Source organism: Microbispora sitophila (assembly GCF_014892245.1).
GTDB lineage: Bacteria > Actinomycetota > Actinomycetes > Streptosporangiales > Streptosporangiaceae > Microbispora > Microbispora siamensis.
The window spans coordinates 1-14,538 of sequence record NZ_JADBGC010000045.1; the positions used below are offsets into that span (position 1 = coordinate 1).

A 14,538-nucleotide genomic window follows, 5' to 3' on the forward strand; every position below is an offset into this window, starting at 1 on the left:
CATTGCGGGGTGTGAACGCCTTCATCGCGAGCTTGCGCAGCCTCATATGATCCGGTGGATCGGCCAGTGCCACATTCCTGCCGAACACGGTCAGCGCCAGGCCCGCCTCCTTGAACTCCCGGCCGGCGTTGCCTTACGTCGATGACCGTCCCCGTCGTTGCGTCACGTCCAGTGCCGTGGTCGGTCGGACGGGACGCGAGGGGACAACCATCCCAGGCGGGCACTGTGACTCGTCCCGGCCTCCATCCCCGCGTCCAGGGAACCGAGGGCACCGCGGCCCCGAGCGCATTCGTACGCACGCGACGTACCGCCGACGAACTTCCGGAGCTGGGCGCAGGCACCTCGGCCAGGTGCCGAGCCCTAAGTTTCGGGTGTCTGGTAGGGGGCGTCCCTGATTTCGGCCGCCTCCCTTCCCGTGAAGATAAAGGACATGCGAAATAGCAGGAAGGTGCCAGCCGGATAAGGGTCCGTACGCGCGTGTGATCGACGGTCGACGGGAGCCACACGGCGCGCGTACCAGGGCAGATACTTCCTCCGCGTGGTTGGGCCAAGTGTCGCGGGGACCGGAGCGGATCGCCATGTGAGCCGTACTCCCGCCCGCGGCGATCACTTTGAAGACGGGGCGTATCCGTCGCAACGGTGGTCCGATAGGGCCACTCGCATTCGCGCCGGCGGCGTACTCGATGCGTTCCCACCCCCTTTCCTCAGGGGCGGATTTCTCGTCGCGTCGGGTCATCGGCGCCTGCTTCCCACCGGAGGCGGCCAGACCCCATGCGGGAGGACCGGGCCGCCGAAACTCAACCTGAACCTGGGATGTGTCGGATGACCAATTCCGGATCAACCGATCGTACTGACGACCCTGCCCGTCCCTCGCCTACGCGTGTGCCACTGAGGGCATTGGCGACGGCCGGGCGCAGGCTCGGCGCGGTCGTCACGACCGTGGCGATGGCGCTGGGAATCGCATGCGGGCCGGTCGCATCCGCCAGAGCGGACGACGACTGCGCCCTTGTCCCGGAGACGCTGTACCTGGGCGAGCATCCGAGCGACGCCGAGCTCGGGTATACCGACAACCTGCAGGGTGTGGCTCATGACTCCAAAAACTGGTACTTCACTGGGCAGAAGTACGCGTTCCTTATGAAGGTGCCGGTCTCGGTCGACCTCGACAGCGACATCGACCCGAAGGATCCCGGCACCTGGCCGCAGGGAGTGAGCGCGACCGCGATGCCGGCCTCGTTGGAGGCGGCCGGGTACGAGGATTTCAAGGACCTCGATCAGTTCGACGGCTTCCTCTTTGTGCCGGTCGCGGGCAAGGATCCCGGGACCGGAGCCGCCAAGGCGGGCATCGCGGTCTTCCAAGCCGCCGACCTGTCGTACAAGGGTGTCTTCACGCTCCAGGGATGGACGCACGCCTCGGCCGCCTTCTACAACATGAACGAGCATCTCCTGTACGTGTCGAGGTCGAAGGTATCGTCATCGGTGCCGCTTGCCCGGTTCGCGGTGGACACCTCGCTGCTGGCGATCGGTCATGTGGCCACCGCGTTCTACCCGGCCGGCGACCGTTTCCTGACCGATGAGGACGGTGGCCCGCTCGATCCCCCCTTCGACAACGTCCAGGGCGCGACTTTCACACCAATGGGAGACCTGTACCTCGTCAACGGCGGGTACTCGCCTGCCTTCGCTGATCGTGGTGGCATTCACCTGTTCGATTCGGACGGGCACCTGATCGACGAGTCCAGCAACGGCGGCTCGGATCCCTTCAACTTCCAGTACGACCCGTCCGAAGACCTCACCAGCGAGGAGCCGGAAGGAGCCGACTGGTGGAATCGGGACGCCGTTCCGGGGTCGCCGCAGATCGAGGGGCAGCTACATGTGATCCTGCTGGACAACGATCTGGTCAGCACCGATCAGATCTTTTTCAAGCACTACAGGGTCGATTATTCGTGCCTCGCCAACGGGGACCAGGACCAGGATGGGCTGACCAACGGCGTCGAGATCTACGGCACCGGTACCGCTGCGAGGGAGCGTGACACCGACGTCGACGGTCTCGATGACGGTGCCGAGGTCAACGTCCTCGGCACCGACCCGTTCAAGCGCGACAGCGATGGCGACGGCGTCCAGGATGCCGATGAGGACGTCGACGGCGACGGGCTGTCCAACGTCGCCGAGCTCTATACCCATCACACCGATCCGCTGAAGGCCGACACCGACGGCGACCTGCTCGGCGACGGTTTCGAAGTCGCTCACGGCACCGACCCGCTCGACCCGGACACCGATGACGACGGCATCCTCGACGGTCTGGATGTTCAATTGATTCAGAAGGCGATCGGTCTGCTGCCGGACTCCGCGTTCATCGCGCCGGACCACAAGCAGGTCCTCCTCTCGAAGCTCGACGATGTGGAGTCGTACCTGCTCCGGCGTAAGGTGGGCCAGGCTGTCACATCGCTGACGCACCTTCGTAAGCGTTTCGACGGGTGCGGCCAGAGCCCCGACCACGACGACTGGATCACTGATTGTGCCGGCCAGAAGGCGGTCCGCGACCTCGTCGACCTGCTCAGGACCACCGTCGGATGATGTATGGCGCGGGCTCCTGGACGCCGGCCACGTATGACCGTCGCCGGCTCAGCGGTTCGACAAGGCCGGCACAGCCCGGACGTGAGTCATCGAGACGGATCACCACACACTCGGCGACATGACATCCGCTGTAGGGAGAATTGGCGTCATGTCTGATCCATCCGTGGGCGTAGTCAGCGGAACTGACAGGGTCGGGATCGTACGCCCATTGGGTGGAGCAGGTATACGTGGCCTTGGCTTTCACCCAGCCCGCCGGACATGTTATGGGGAAGGGCGCCGCCGAGAAGACTTCGGCGTAGACGTTACCCACGTCGGCCTAGTCGTTGCTCCCGTTGTAGACCAGCACGGATCCCTGCTTCCAGTACTGGCTCGCGCCCTCGATGCACGTCTTGGTATAGACACCGTTCACGTTCGTGGAAACCCAACCGCTGCAGTACGTGCCCGCGGCATGGGCGGCCGGGGACGCTAACCGGCCAGGGCGGTGGCCGCGACGGCGACAACCATGGCTGAGAGGGGCTTTTTCACATCGATTCCCTTTCTTGGAGTTCTGGGACAAGCTGGTCGGCCTCAACCGATAACGGCACCACCCCCGGTGCCGCGGGGTTGAGACGGCGTTTGTTCTCCAGCGAGCAGGGTTTCATCGAAAACTGTCCGTGAACCTTGGGAGAAAGCGCACCCCCACTCTCCATACGCGCGAACCGCAGGACTCGGTACGGCGGAGTCCGGCGCATGTTCCGGTCGCGGATGGCGTGGGCGGCGCCGCTCGCGGGTCACCCGCCGCCGTGGGGTGAGCAGGCGTTGTCACGTTACCAGCCAGAGGGAGCCTTGATCAGATGACCGACCAGGAGATGACGCTGGGCCTTGCGGTGGCGAGCGACACGCCGCCGGAGCGGATCGCGAGTGTCGCACGGCGCGCCGAGGCGGCCGGATTCGCCGAGCTGTGGATCCCGGAGGACCCCTACTTCCTCGGCAGCGTCGCCGCTGTAGTCGGAGCCCTCGCCGCGACGCGCCGCATCGTGGTCGGCCAGGGCGTCGTGTCGGCGCTGTCACGGCATCCCGCCGTGCTGGCGATGGAGGCCGCGACCGCCGAGCGGATGTTCCCCGGACGGGTGCGCGTCGGCGTGGGTCTCGGGTTGCCCGAGGTGCTCGCACAGCTGGGTGTCACGCCCAAGAGCCAGCTCTCCGCCGTCCGCGAGACGGTTACGAACGTGCGCGCGCTGCTGTCGGGGAAGACCGCCCAGCACGCCGGCCAGGTGTTCACACTCGACGGCGTCCGCCTTGAGCACGCCCCTGAGCACGTCCCGCAGATCTACACCGGCGCGGTGGGCCCGAAGATGCTCCAGCTCTCGGGCGAGATCGCCGACGGCACGCTGATGTCGGCGCTTGCCGGCACGACGTACGTGAGCTGGGCGCGCGAACGCATCCGGGAGGGACATGCGCGTGCCGGGATCGTGGGCAAGCCGCATCCCGTCTCGACGCTCGCCCTGTACGCCGTCGACACCGACGGTCGTCGTGCGAAGGATCTCATCCGCCCGATGCTCGCGTTCTACCTCTCGGTGGCGCCCACGCTGGCGCTGATCCAGGTCTATGGGATCACCGATCAGTTGCTCGACATGTGCGAGCGCGGCGGTTCGAATGCCGCCGAGCTGATTCAGCGGGAGATGCCCGACGAGTGGATCGACGACCTCGTGATCGCGGGTGACCCTGACGAGTGCGTCGAGCGCATCGAGCGCCTGCGGGCGGCCGGTGCGGGGAGTGTGGTGCTCATGCCATTCCCGTCGGCGTCGTTCGAGAGCTGCATGGAGCTGACGGAGCGGTATGTTCTGCCGAAGCTCGGCATCGACCAGACGTCGTGACGGCGCGCAGGGCGGGGCCGCCCCGCCCGACGCCGCCCGGCGACGGGCGCGCTCGTTCACCACGTACGGATGTCACACCGGACGAAGCTTCATCGCAGAGGTGGTCGTCCCGTAGAGCCGGTGCCGCCCGCAGTTGACCACCCTGGGCCGTCAACCCTTGCCGGTAGAGCCTTCGGACCCGGTTGGAAGCGGGGGGCGATCGAGCGCACCATGCATGTGCTGCCGGCACCCGGCCGCCGCCCCTCGGACGTTTCTCAGGGCTGCACGATCAAGCTGAGGATTCGAGTGCGATCGCTTCGGTAGGGCAACAGTCGGCGATGTCCTGAACGAGCGCAAGTTCCTCCGGGTCCGAGACGGCGGTGCGCAGGATGCGGGCTTTGCCGTCCGGTCCGAGGTCGAACAGGGCGGGGGCCATCGCGCGGCACAGCCCGGTGCCTCGGCAGACGCGCGCGTGAACGAAGAGCTCGGCGGTCATTGGGGCCCTCCTTCTGGTCGGGTCGTTGTAGCAGTGAGTTGCAGCGCCTGAAAGCGGGAGAAACACCTCACTCGGTGTGCTCATGCCCAATACCGAGCAGGGCATCAATAACGTGTTCCCCACCAGATGTTCTCGGCGCGGGTGGATTTCGGAAGAACTCCTCGCTGGACGATGCCTGATGACATGTTGCCTCAGCGTGAAAGCCGTACGGGCAGCGACTCCAGCTGACGCGCGAACATGATGGCCCGGTAACGCAGATCGCTACGGGGGACTGCGAGGGTGAGTTCGGGGAAGCGACCCACCAGGGCGGACATGGCGATCTGGGCTTCCATCCGGGCCAGAGCGGCGCCGATACAGTTGTGCACGCCATGCGCGAACGCGAGATGCCGCACGTCCGTCCGTGACAGGTCCAGCCGGTCCGGATCCGGGAAGCGGTCAGGATCGTGGTTCGCGGACAGAGTCGCGGGCAGCACGGCCGCTCCGACAGGGAGTTCCACGCCGGCGACTTTGAGATCACTTGTTACGAAGCGCCACGAGGACATGGTCACCGGGCTCTCGTACCGGAGGAATTCCTCCACCGCCTGAGGAGTGATCGACAGGTCGTCGCGCAGCAGCGCGAACTGGTCGGGGTGGTCCAGAAGGGCCAGCGTGGCGTTGCCGATCAAGTTCTTCGTCGTGTCATGGCCGCCGAAGATGAGCGCTGAGACCCAGGCCACCAACTCCTCCTCGCTCAGTCGGTCGGCTCCGTCGCGAGCTGCGATGAGACGCGAAGTGAGATCATCTCCAGGGTGTGTGCGCTTGAACGCCACGACTTCCCGGGCATTGTCCAGCAGCCACTTCCCCGATTCCTGGACCCGTTCGGGCACGTTCGAGAGCACGCCATTCATGTGCTCGGCAAGGTCCTGCCGCAGGTCAGGCTTCATCCCCAGGATCTGGCCTGTCACCTCCGCGGTGAGGACGCCGGCGAAATCTTGGACGACGTCCGTTTCACCGCGAGCTTCGGCCTTGTCGAGGAGGCTGTGAACCGTGTCCCGAACGAAGGTTCTCCAGATCTCGACGTTGCGTGGAGTGAACGCTTTCATGGCGAGTCGGCGCAGCCGCGTATGATCAGGCGGGTCGGACAGTCCCGGGACCATGCCCAGTGCGGAGAAGCCCAGACCGGCCTCCTTGAAGCGCTGGTCGGCATTGTCGGGGTTGCTGCTGACGCGGGGGTCAGCGAGGAGAGCGAGAACGTCGGCGTAGCGTGTCACCAGCCAGACGGGGACATCTGTTCCCGGAAAAGCGAACTGGTGTACCGGGTCATTCTCGCGGAGCCACGCCCAGGTCGGATAGGGATTCTGAAAGAACTCGGGGCTGTAAAGCGCTGGTGATGGACCACGCATTACGTCTCCTGTCTGGGGCGTACGTGAATCCTGTCTCAAATCCTCTGCATCGCGAGTCTGCCGTCGCGACGGGAGCGGTGCACTGGGGAAGACCCCTGGCGAACCCCCTAAAGTTTCCGATCCCATTCCCCTGCGCTGGCTCTCCGTGTGAGAGCGGAAGGTCCAACGTTTACGTTCATGGCGGCAGCGGAATTTCCCGTTGTTCTGGTTGTTTCTGCGCCCGAAGTAAGCGCGATCACACAAGTCTGCGGGGCCTATTGAGGGATCGTGAGGCCGGCGCCTCAGGCTCGTCCATCAATCTCTGCCCGCGACTGGAAGGCCGGCCCGGCCGGCGGCTGTGGTGGGGAGGACCGAGGCGGTGCGCCACGGGCGGACTCCGCCCTATGGAGATCAAGCGGGCGGAACGGAGCGCTGAGTGACCGGTTCCAGTACCTCGTCGATCTTTTGCAGGACCTCGGCGTCGAGCGTGACGCCCGATGCCTTGGCGGCCTCCCTTGGCTGGTCTGGTGTACCGGCGCAGACCACAGCCGACGCGACGTTCTGGTGCCGAAGCACCCAGGCGATCGCCAGCTGGGCCATGCTCAGCCCCAGGTCGGCCGCGATCGGCTTGAGGCGCTGCACCCGGATGAGCATGTCGTCGGTCAGGTCCTCGGGCATGAACTGGCTGACGCCCGGATCGATGGTCCTGGCGGGAGGTCGCCGGCCCGGCGGGTGCTTGCCGGTGAGCACACCCTGCGCGATCGGTGCCCAGACGATCTGGCCGAGCCCCTCCTTTTCGCACAACGGCACGACGTCGCCCTCGATGAGCCGCCACACCATCGAGTACGGTGCCTGGTTGGAGACGATCCGCCGGAAGCCCATCTCATCGGCGATTTCCAACGCCTGGGCGATCTGCTCGGCGTTCCACCCGCTGACTCCCACGTGGCGCGCCTTGCCCTGCCGCACCAGGTCGTCAAGGGTGTCAAGCATCTCGTCTAGTGAAGCGGCCGAGTCGAAGCCGTGGACCTGGTAGAGGTCGACGTAGTCGGTTCGCAGCCGGCGTAGGGAACCGTGGATCGACTCGGTGATGTGCTCGCGCGACAGGCCGCGACCGGAGCCTGCCGATGGGTGCACCTTGGTGAGGATCTGCAGAGACTCCCGACATGCGCCTTTGAGTACCCGGCCGAGCACGTCCTCGGCCCTGGTGTCCGCATGGACGTCGGCGGTGTCGAAGGTCGTGATCCCCTCGTCGAGCGCCGCCTGTACGCACTGCCGCGCGAGGTGCTCGTCGACCTGAGACCGTTGACTGACCCAGGTGCCATAGCTGATTTCGCTGACCAGCAGTCCGCTATGGCCCAAGGGGCGGATTTCCACGGTTGCTCCCCATGATGCGCTGTTACTTGTAGAGGCCCAGTAGCGACCGCAGGTGATCGGCCACTGTGAGCGTGCGGCCGTGGAGGGTATGCGGCTCGCCGCAGTCGGAGGTGGGGAGCGGATCCAGGGTGACGGTGGGATCGGGGCTGTAGAAGAATGCCAGGGACTGGCGGCGCGAGGGTGCCTGGTCCGGCGAGGCGTCGGCGCGCGGCGAGCTCACCCGGTGCATGGGGGCGGTCCACCGGCCACCCGTCCAGCCGGCCAGCATGCTGCCGACGTTGACGATGAAGGCGTCGGGGCGTACGGGAACCGGATGCCAGACGCCGTAGGCGTCCTCGACCTCCAACCCCGGCCCGGATGTGGACAGGATGGTGAAACAAGACCGGTCGCGGTGCGCGCCGAACCGCCATTGACCCGGCTCGACAGGGGCGGTCGCCGGGGACGGGTAGTTGATGGATGCGAGCCAGCTGAGCTGCCCCTCCGATCGGCAGGCGAAGTAGTCTCCAGGCAGACCCAACGCAGTGGCGAACAACTCTCCGAGTGGCTCGGTCAGCTGGCACATCGCGTCGTAGTAGGCGAGCAAGGCCGCCCGGAAGCCAACCATGCCCCGCGGCCAGATATTGGGCGGAAAGAACTCGGCATGCGACGTGGCCAGGTGCGCAGGCGGGTATTCCTGCCCTATCGAGTACAGCTCCTTGGCGTCGTACGGCGAGTCGCTCGCACTCGAGGTGGACGCGCGCAGGCTGTTCATGCCGCGGTAGCCGAGCAATCCGTGGCCCTCGGCATAGTAGGAGTGCTTCACCTCAGCCGGCAGATCGAAGAACTCGCGCGATCGCCGGTAGACCTCGTTCATCAGGCCGCCCGGCACGCCATGGCCGATGATCAGGAAGAATCCCGTCGTACGGCAGGCGGCGTCGACGGCAGAGGAGATCTCCAGCCGGGTTTCTTCTGTGCCGGATATGAAAGCCGACAGCTCGATGGTGGGCATCAGGGCCGGGCGAGGATCAACCGAGATAGGACGTGGTGTCATGTTTTGTCTCTTTCATATCGGAGTGGGCTCAGTGCCCGTCAGGCCCATCGCAGCGGCCTGAGGAAACGTGGGATCGCCGCGGCGGCGTGCAGATACAGCTCGTCCCCGGTCAGCGCGTACTCGCGTAGCGCCGCGTCGGCGACCTTGACCACGTGCTCGTCGCCGTGGCCCACCGCCGCGTCGATAACGTCGGCCGGATCGGGGGCGCGTTCGGGGAGGGGCACCGGCGGCCCGGTCAGGCGAGGGAACGTGGCGACGATGCCCGCCACGACCGTCCATATCGCCTGGAGGGTGGCCCATTGGAGCCGCTCGGGCAGGTGCGGGAGCACGAACCGGACGGCCGAAGGCGCTGTCACAAGGTGCGCGAACACGACGGCGAGATCCATGCGGGTGAGGAGGTGGCGTGCGCCGGCGGCGGTCAAGGCGCTCAGCGAGGTCGGCACGTCATGCTTGACGCGCAGCGACTCCAGCGAGTCCGGAAAGCCCGGCAGCCGCCAGGTCAGTGCGAGGTGCCCCATGATGCCGCGGCCCGGCGCCACGACGCCGGCCTCCACGGTCGGGACGCGCTCCAGGGCGCCGTCGGCGTCCAGATCGCCGAGCAGGCGGGGCCGGCCGGGCAGGGTCTGATAACGCGCGGCCCAATACCCCAAGCCGGCGGCCAGCTCGTCGAGCAGCACAGGTTCGACGCTGCACGGCGCTTGTCCCGCACGGTCCAGCGCCCGTACGGCATGCGCCGTGCGGATCACCCCGTGGGTGCCGGCGGCAGCGATCCCCGGCAGAAGCCTGGCCCACCAGCGGCGTACCACAGAAGGCCAGTCGTCATCGGCCAGCTGGGTCCGCATGAACGCCGTCCAGTCGGCCACCCGCTCGAACCGCCCCAAGGCGTGGCGCCACTCGTCATCCCTCACCGAGATCCGCTCGCGAGGGCGCGGCGTCTCCTCCAACCTGGGCCGGTAGCTTTCACACCAGGTCGCCGCCGCTTCCCCCGCGCCGAGAGCGACCAGCGCGTCCGCCACCATCGGGCCATGGTTCGACAGGTGACCGGCGAACTCGAATCCCTTGTCCGACAGCCGGTCGAGCGCGTCCAGCATGGACTTCACATCGTCGGACATACGCGCACCGCCTTCTCTCTCGATGTCGATACACGACGGGCCCCGAGGGCCTGTTGCCCGGCTCGTTATGGGGAGACGGGCACGAAGGGGGTGAGAGCCGGGCCTGGAACGGCGGTTCCGAATGCTCGCTCGTGATAGACGAGAGGCGGCGCGGACGCGGGAACCGCGTGAAGCACATGGCCGACCACGATCAGGTGATCGCCGCCCCGGACAAGGTCCACCACCTCGCATGCGATCCATCCCCCCTGGCCGGCCAGACGTGGCAACGCGTGGTCCTCCGTCCAGGCGACGCCGGCGAACCTGTCGACGTCGGTGCGCGCGAACACACGGGCAAGCCGCTCCTGATCCGCGGTGAGTACGTTGATCCCCACCCGCCCGGCCCGTCGCAGCGTGCGGAGCAGGGCGGATCGCCGGTCGAGGGCGAGGGCGACGAGCGGGGGCGTAAGGGACAGGGACATGAAGGCGCTGACGGTAGTGCCGTGCGGCCGCCCCGACCAGATGCTCGTGGCGATCGCGACAGGTGTGCACACGCTGGCGCAGGTGTCAAGAAACCTCGCGCTCATATCCATTACTGCTCACCGTGCTTCTTTCGATTGCACGCCGGAATTCATCGGTGGAAATTCGACGTCATCGTCACCGTCACCGGCGATCATTTCGAACCGGAGCCCTGCGCCTGGCTGTTCGCTGGTCCCGCGAGGGGTGCGCAGGGGACCGTGATGCCCGTGGAGGATCGCAGGACGGGAAGCAGACGGAAAGGTCATAAGTGAGATCCGACAGGGCGTCTGGAACGGCGGGAAACTTTGATGCGGGCATGTGGAATCCTTCTCGATCCCGTACCGGCAGCGTCTGCTGTGAGTGGCCGCGTCTGATGACAGGGAGCCTATTCACCTGCCCGGGGAAAGAGACTGGGGCCGACCCTACTCCTGGACCCCAAGGTTCCTGTGCACTGCTCGCCGGCGTCGTCCAGGATGCGGCCGAATGGCGCCTCCACCGCCGCGTGCGATCGGCACCCTGGCCCTGGGCCGGTCGACCCGCCCTCACCCGGCTTACACGGGAGGCTGGCTACCTACGGGCAAGGGAACGTGCACCGGGCGCTTGAGTAGCGTCGCTACGATGCTCGCGAGCACGCCGGGAGTGGTTTCCACCCGGGCGGCCAGAAGGCTCAAGGCATTGACGGCGACCTGTGAAATGGACAGGCGGCTGCCGCCGACCTCGCTGACGGCCGTTATGCCGATGAGGTCGTTACGCGGCGTCGCCAACCGGTCCTCCAGAGGCCGCGCGGGGCGATGAGTCGGACGTTTCCGCTGGCCGCTGGAGATCCGGGCGGCCGGTCGGCGGCACCGTGGATCGCGCCGAGGCGCCTCGCGGGTATACGCGGTCACGGCTCGGCCCCGGATGCGGAGGTTCGGTCACTCCATCAGGGAGCGGATGTCGTCGAGGGTCCAGCCGGCGGTGGGGTCGATGCTCATCCGGTGGAGGAGTTCTCGCTGCTTTTCGTTGAACAGCGGTTCGTGGCTCGAATCCCGCGGCCCGTCCTGGGACCGCACGACCTGGGCCGGGTCGCACTCGGCGATCGCCTCTGGCGTGCTTCCCGCTACTTCATGGGCGGTCGAGATGAGGAGCGCGGCGGCGGCCGCGATCTCCTGCACCTGCTCGGTGGGGAGCGTGGCGAGCGCGACGCGGAGCCGGTCGAGGTCGCCCCGGCAGGCCAGGCCCATCGCGCTGGACGCCCGCATGCCGCCGATCTCGCTGAGACCGTCGTCGAACGGCCTCATGGCGTCCGGCGTGTCCTCGTCCTCGATCCTCATGAGCTGGTCGGGGCTGGTCCACAAGTGCTCTCCGTGGTCCCACTCGATGTTGATCGACACACACCTGCCCGAGAGGCTCTCGTACACCTGTCCCGGCTGGAGCATGTACTTCGGCCGCACCGCGACGGTGCCGCGCCACTCCCGATGGAGGTGCAGCACACGGGCACCGACAGCGAAGCGCTCATGTGCCTGGTCGAAGCTGATCGTCACACCTTCCTCCATTCCGGCGCCGCTCGAAGACGGGCCGCTGCGATGCTCATGGGGGATTGCCGTTGCCGAGAGGGCGGTGGGCCCGGTGCTCACGGCCGCTCTCGGCGGGGGAATCGACGGTATCCGGGCACATCAGGGGTATATGCCGACGACCGCGGCAGTCGCTCGGCGTGCGTGTTCGAGCCTGTAAGGCGATGCGACGTGTCGAACGGGTTGCACCTCCGCCGGCTCGCCGTCGCTCCGCGGTGGGGTGATGGCGAAACGGGATGGGCAGGCAGGAGACGCCGTCCGGCCCGGGGTCCACGGCGCTTTCGCCGCGGTCACCTCGCGACTCGGGCATCCGGGCGATCGGTCACCGTCGCGCGACGTGTCTCCTGCCGGCCAATCACGAGGTGGTGACGGTGTCGCAACCGCTGGGGTAGTAGGTGCTCGGCGGCACGTAGTACTGATACACCGTGTCGTTGCCGCTCCTGGTAAGCGAATCCGACAGGTACGTATCGGGATCGGGCACAACGTCCGCCTGGTCGTCGCAGTGGATCGCGTCAGCGTCGGGCGAGTTGTCGGAGGATGTGTCGATGGTGTCGTTGCCGGGGCCACCGTCGACACTGTCGACGAACTGAGACCCGGCTCCCGCCGGCTTGCCCGGCCCGCTGGAGAGGCTGTCGTCACCGGGCCCGCCGGCGATGGAGGAGTAACCGCCGGTGGACGTCAGCACGTCGTCACCCTCCCATCCGGACAGCGTGACCTTGATCGGGGTGAACGTGGACTCGGTCGCGACGCCGCCCGACACGCCGGAGACGATCATGCCGTCGCCAGTGGCCGACAGGTGGTCCGCGCCCGCCCAGCCGATGATGCTGACACTGCGGACGATGCGCAGGGTCGAACTGCTGTCGTAGGCGTACTTCGGGCAGCTGATGGTGGTGGGGTCGTCCAGCGTGCACAGTGTTCCCGCGACTGAGCCGTCGTCCGTGATCGACATGGACGAGGCGTTGGGGTCGTGGAAGACGATTCGGTTGTCACCCCCGTCCGGGATCTCGACGCTGACCTGGTCAGCGTTCTCGCTTGCCCAGTAGGCGATACCCAGATCCGGGTACGGCCCGGACGTCGCGCCGTACAGGACCGTGTTGGTGGTCCTGGCGGCGGATGCCGGGGCCGTGGTTCCCATCAGCGTCACGGTGGTCGCGGCGGCCACCACCGCCGTGACGGTGAAACAGCGCCACCTGCCGGCACTCAGTCCGCCCACGATGCCTCCCTGTTGGAACTTCATCGGACAGTGCGCCACAAACGATCTTCCACTGACGGATGAAGAACCAGAGCATCTGTTGCTCTACTTGGTGCCGGCGCCGGTGCCGACCCTGTCGAAGCGTCCTGATGCGGCGGCGCATCCGTTTGCGAGCGAGGAGTTGCGGGAGCGAGAGAGTCCTCGGGTGGCGCTGCGGGGCTCGGCACCGGGAGGTACGGCCGACTCGCTGATCCCGTGTTGCCCGGCTATCCGTTAGCGATCTACCCGTTCGTTCATATTTCGTCTTATAGGCCACATAGATCTCACGAACACCATAAGGAAGACAGTTGTCGTCCGGATAGTGCTCTTCTTGGGGTCCGTTACTGGGGGATTCCCGCAGGTGTACGAGTACCGCGCCGCACATACTGGCGTGGGATCAGGCCGCTGCCACCGCGTGACGGCGCTGATGAGATCGCCTGTGCGCTCCCGCGGGGAGCGTATGCGGCATCGCCGGCCTGCCTCGGGTCATCCGGCTCGACGATCCGGCATCACAGACCGTAGATCAGCACCCACCACAGAATCGGGGAAGCCCTCATGAGCAAGTTCGGTAGCCCGGTGGGCTGGGAGAGGCTCGACTTCGGCGCGAGCGCGATCGCCTCCCAGATCACCGCTTCCGCCGACAACCCCTGGCTGACGTTCGGCATCATGAACGGAATCAAGGAGGAGGAACTCCTCCGGGAGTGGGACAACGTGCTTGACGTGCAGACCCGGATCCTGGGGGAGCGGGAGGTCGCCTGGCTGCGCGCGAACGGGTTCGGCGCGGACGGCGCGGGTGTCCTGGAGGTCGGCGGCGCGAACGGCATGTACGGCTCATTCCTGGCCGGTGCGTTCCCCGACTCGCGCCTGTTCGGGTTGGAGGCCAATCGCCATATCGCCGAGCGTTGCCGGACAGATGTCCTGAACTACTCCATGGACGTCTGCAAGGTCGGCCAGGAAGACCTTCCTGCTCGTGTCCATGGGGCCTTCAGCCAGTGCATTCTCCGCTTCACTCTGCAGCACGTCTCGGACCCGTTGAAAGTCCTCTCGACACTCTATGAGTCGCTGCCGCCCGGTGGCCGCGTCTTCATCATCGAAGAGGACCTCGGTTACTGGACCATGCATCCCGACTGGCGTCCTTTCGGCGTCTTCGTCGACGCGTTGCGCCGGCTCTACGCCACGGGCGGCAGCGACAGCGAGATGGGCAGCAAGCTGCCCCGCCTGGTCAGCGCGGCGGGATTCCGGATCGACGCTTTCGACATCAGCCTGCGCAACAACGCGGAAATGGGAGAGAGCTTCCTGGATCTTCTCGGCTCGATCATCCGGATGTTCGGGAAGACCGATCCAGAAGTCGTCTCGGAGGCGGATGTCGCAGCCGTCATCGACGGCTTCGCCGACGCCAGAGACGACCACCACGAGAGATTCCTCGCCACTTATCCGCAGTTCCTGCTGGCGGCGACGAAGCCCGGGGCCTGAAGCCCCG

General features: G+C 66.6%; 12 protein-coding genes. 3 read left to right on the forward strand and 9 right to left on the reverse strand.

Annotation, left to right across the window (positions count from 1 at the left end):
- Window positions 1-882: 882 nt before the first annotated feature.
- Both IL992_RS43905 and IL992_RS43910 read left to right on the forward strand, forming a co-directional pair.
- Entirely contained in the window at window positions 883-2,571 is a 1,689-nt protein-coding gene (locus IL992_RS43905) for a hypothetical protein (protein WP_193209206.1), read from the forward strand.
- Between the two features lie 833 nt (window positions 2,572-3,404).
- The gene (locus IL992_RS43910; protein WP_193209207.1) at window positions 3,405-4,427 is read left to right on the forward strand and encodes an LLM class flavin-dependent oxidoreductase; all 1,023 of its coding nucleotides are present in this window, start codon (window positions 3,405-3,407) and stop codon (window positions 4,425-4,427) included.
- Between the two features lie 268 nt (window positions 4,428-4,695).
- On the opposite strand, the gene IL992_RS43915 is transcribed toward IL992_RS43910, so the two are convergent.
- The 9 genes from IL992_RS43915 to IL992_RS43955 form a co-directional block, all read right to left on the reverse strand.
- Entirely contained in the window at window positions 4,696-4,902 is a 207-nt protein-coding gene (locus tag IL992_RS43915) for a ferredoxin (protein WP_193209208.1), read from the reverse strand.
- A gap of 191 nt (window positions 4,903-5,093) precedes the next feature.
- Window positions 5,094-6,284, reverse strand: coding sequence for a cytochrome P450 family protein (locus tag IL992_RS43920; RefSeq protein WP_193209209.1), 1,191 nt, complete (start codon window positions 6,282-6,284; stop codon window positions 5,094-5,096).
- Between the two features lie 390 nt (window positions 6,285-6,674).
- Window positions 6,675-7,637, reverse strand: a complete 963-nt coding sequence (locus IL992_RS43925) for an aldo/keto reductase (RefSeq protein WP_193209210.1) — start codon at window positions 7,635-7,637, stop codon at window positions 6,675-6,677.
- Window positions 7,638-7,659: 22 nt separating this feature from the next.
- The gene (locus tag IL992_RS43930; RefSeq protein ID WP_193209211.1) at window positions 7,660-8,625 is read right to left on the reverse strand and encodes an isopenicillin N synthase family dioxygenase; all 966 of its coding nucleotides are present in this window, start codon (window positions 8,623-8,625) and stop codon (window positions 7,660-7,662) included.
- Between the two features lie 80 nt (window positions 8,626-8,705).
- Window positions 8,706-9,779 (reverse strand): questin oxidase family protein, encoded by a 1,074-nt coding sequence (locus IL992_RS43935; RefSeq protein ID WP_193209212.1) that lies wholly within the window; start codon window positions 9,777-9,779, stop codon window positions 8,706-8,708.
- 65 nt (window positions 9,780-9,844) lie between these two features.
- On the reverse strand, window positions 9,845-10,348 hold the full coding sequence (locus IL992_RS43940) for a flavin reductase family protein (protein ID WP_193209213.1): 504 nt from the start codon (window positions 10,346-10,348) through the stop codon (window positions 9,845-9,847).
- Between the two features lie 477 nt (window positions 10,349-10,825).
- Window positions 10,826-11,038 carry a hypothetical protein gene (locus IL992_RS43945; RefSeq protein ID WP_193209214.1) on the reverse strand — a complete coding sequence of 71 codons (213 nt, stop codon included), beginning with the start codon at window positions 11,036-11,038 and terminating at the stop codon, window positions 10,826-10,828.
- A gap of 150 nt (window positions 11,039-11,188) precedes the next feature.
- On the reverse strand, window positions 11,189-11,797 hold the full coding sequence (locus tag IL992_RS43950) for a hypothetical protein (protein ID WP_193209215.1): 609 nt from the start codon (window positions 11,795-11,797) through the stop codon (window positions 11,189-11,191).
- 385 nt (window positions 11,798-12,182) lie between these two features.
- Window positions 12,183-13,040 (reverse strand): hypothetical protein, encoded by an 858-nt coding sequence (locus IL992_RS43955; RefSeq protein ID WP_193209216.1) that lies wholly within the window; start codon window positions 13,038-13,040, stop codon window positions 12,183-12,185.
- A gap of 573 nt (window positions 13,041-13,613) precedes the next feature.
- Here IL992_RS43955 and IL992_RS43960 point away from each other — a divergent pair.
- Window positions 13,614-14,531 (forward strand): methyltransferase domain-containing protein, encoded by a 918-nt coding sequence (locus IL992_RS43960; protein ID WP_193209217.1) that lies wholly within the window; start codon window positions 13,614-13,616, stop codon window positions 14,529-14,531.
- The last annotated feature ends 7 nt before the right edge of the window (window positions 14,532-14,538 follow it).

Excerpts from the sequence above, each read along its gene's own strand:
- IL992_RS43920 (WP_193209209.1), bottom strand. The coding sequence starts at position 6,284 with ATGCGTGGTCCATCACCAGCGCTTTACAGCCCCGAGTTCTTTCAGAAT.
- IL992_RS43915 (WP_193209208.1), bottom strand. The coding sequence starts at position 4,902 with ATGACCGCCGAGCTCTTCGTTCACGCGCGCGTCTGCCGAGGCACCGGG.
- IL992_RS43960 (WP_193209217.1), top strand. The coding sequence starts at position 13,614 with ATGAGCAAGTTCGGTAGCCCGGTGGGCTGGGAGAGGCTCGACTTCGGC.
- IL992_RS43935 (WP_193209212.1), bottom strand. The coding sequence starts at position 9,779 with ATGTCCGACGATGTGAAGTCCATGCTGGACGCGCTCGACCGGCTGTCG.
- IL992_RS43940 (WP_193209213.1), bottom strand. The coding sequence starts at position 10,348 with ATGGATATGAGCGCGAGGTTTCTTGACACCTGCGCCAGCGTGTGCACA.
- IL992_RS43910 (WP_193209207.1), top strand. The coding sequence starts at position 3,405 with ATGACCGACCAGGAGATGACGCTGGGCCTTGCGGTGGCGAGCGACACG.
- IL992_RS43930 (WP_193209211.1), bottom strand. The coding sequence starts at position 8,625 with ATGCCCACCATCGAGCTGTCGGCTTTCATATCCGGCACAGAAGAAACC.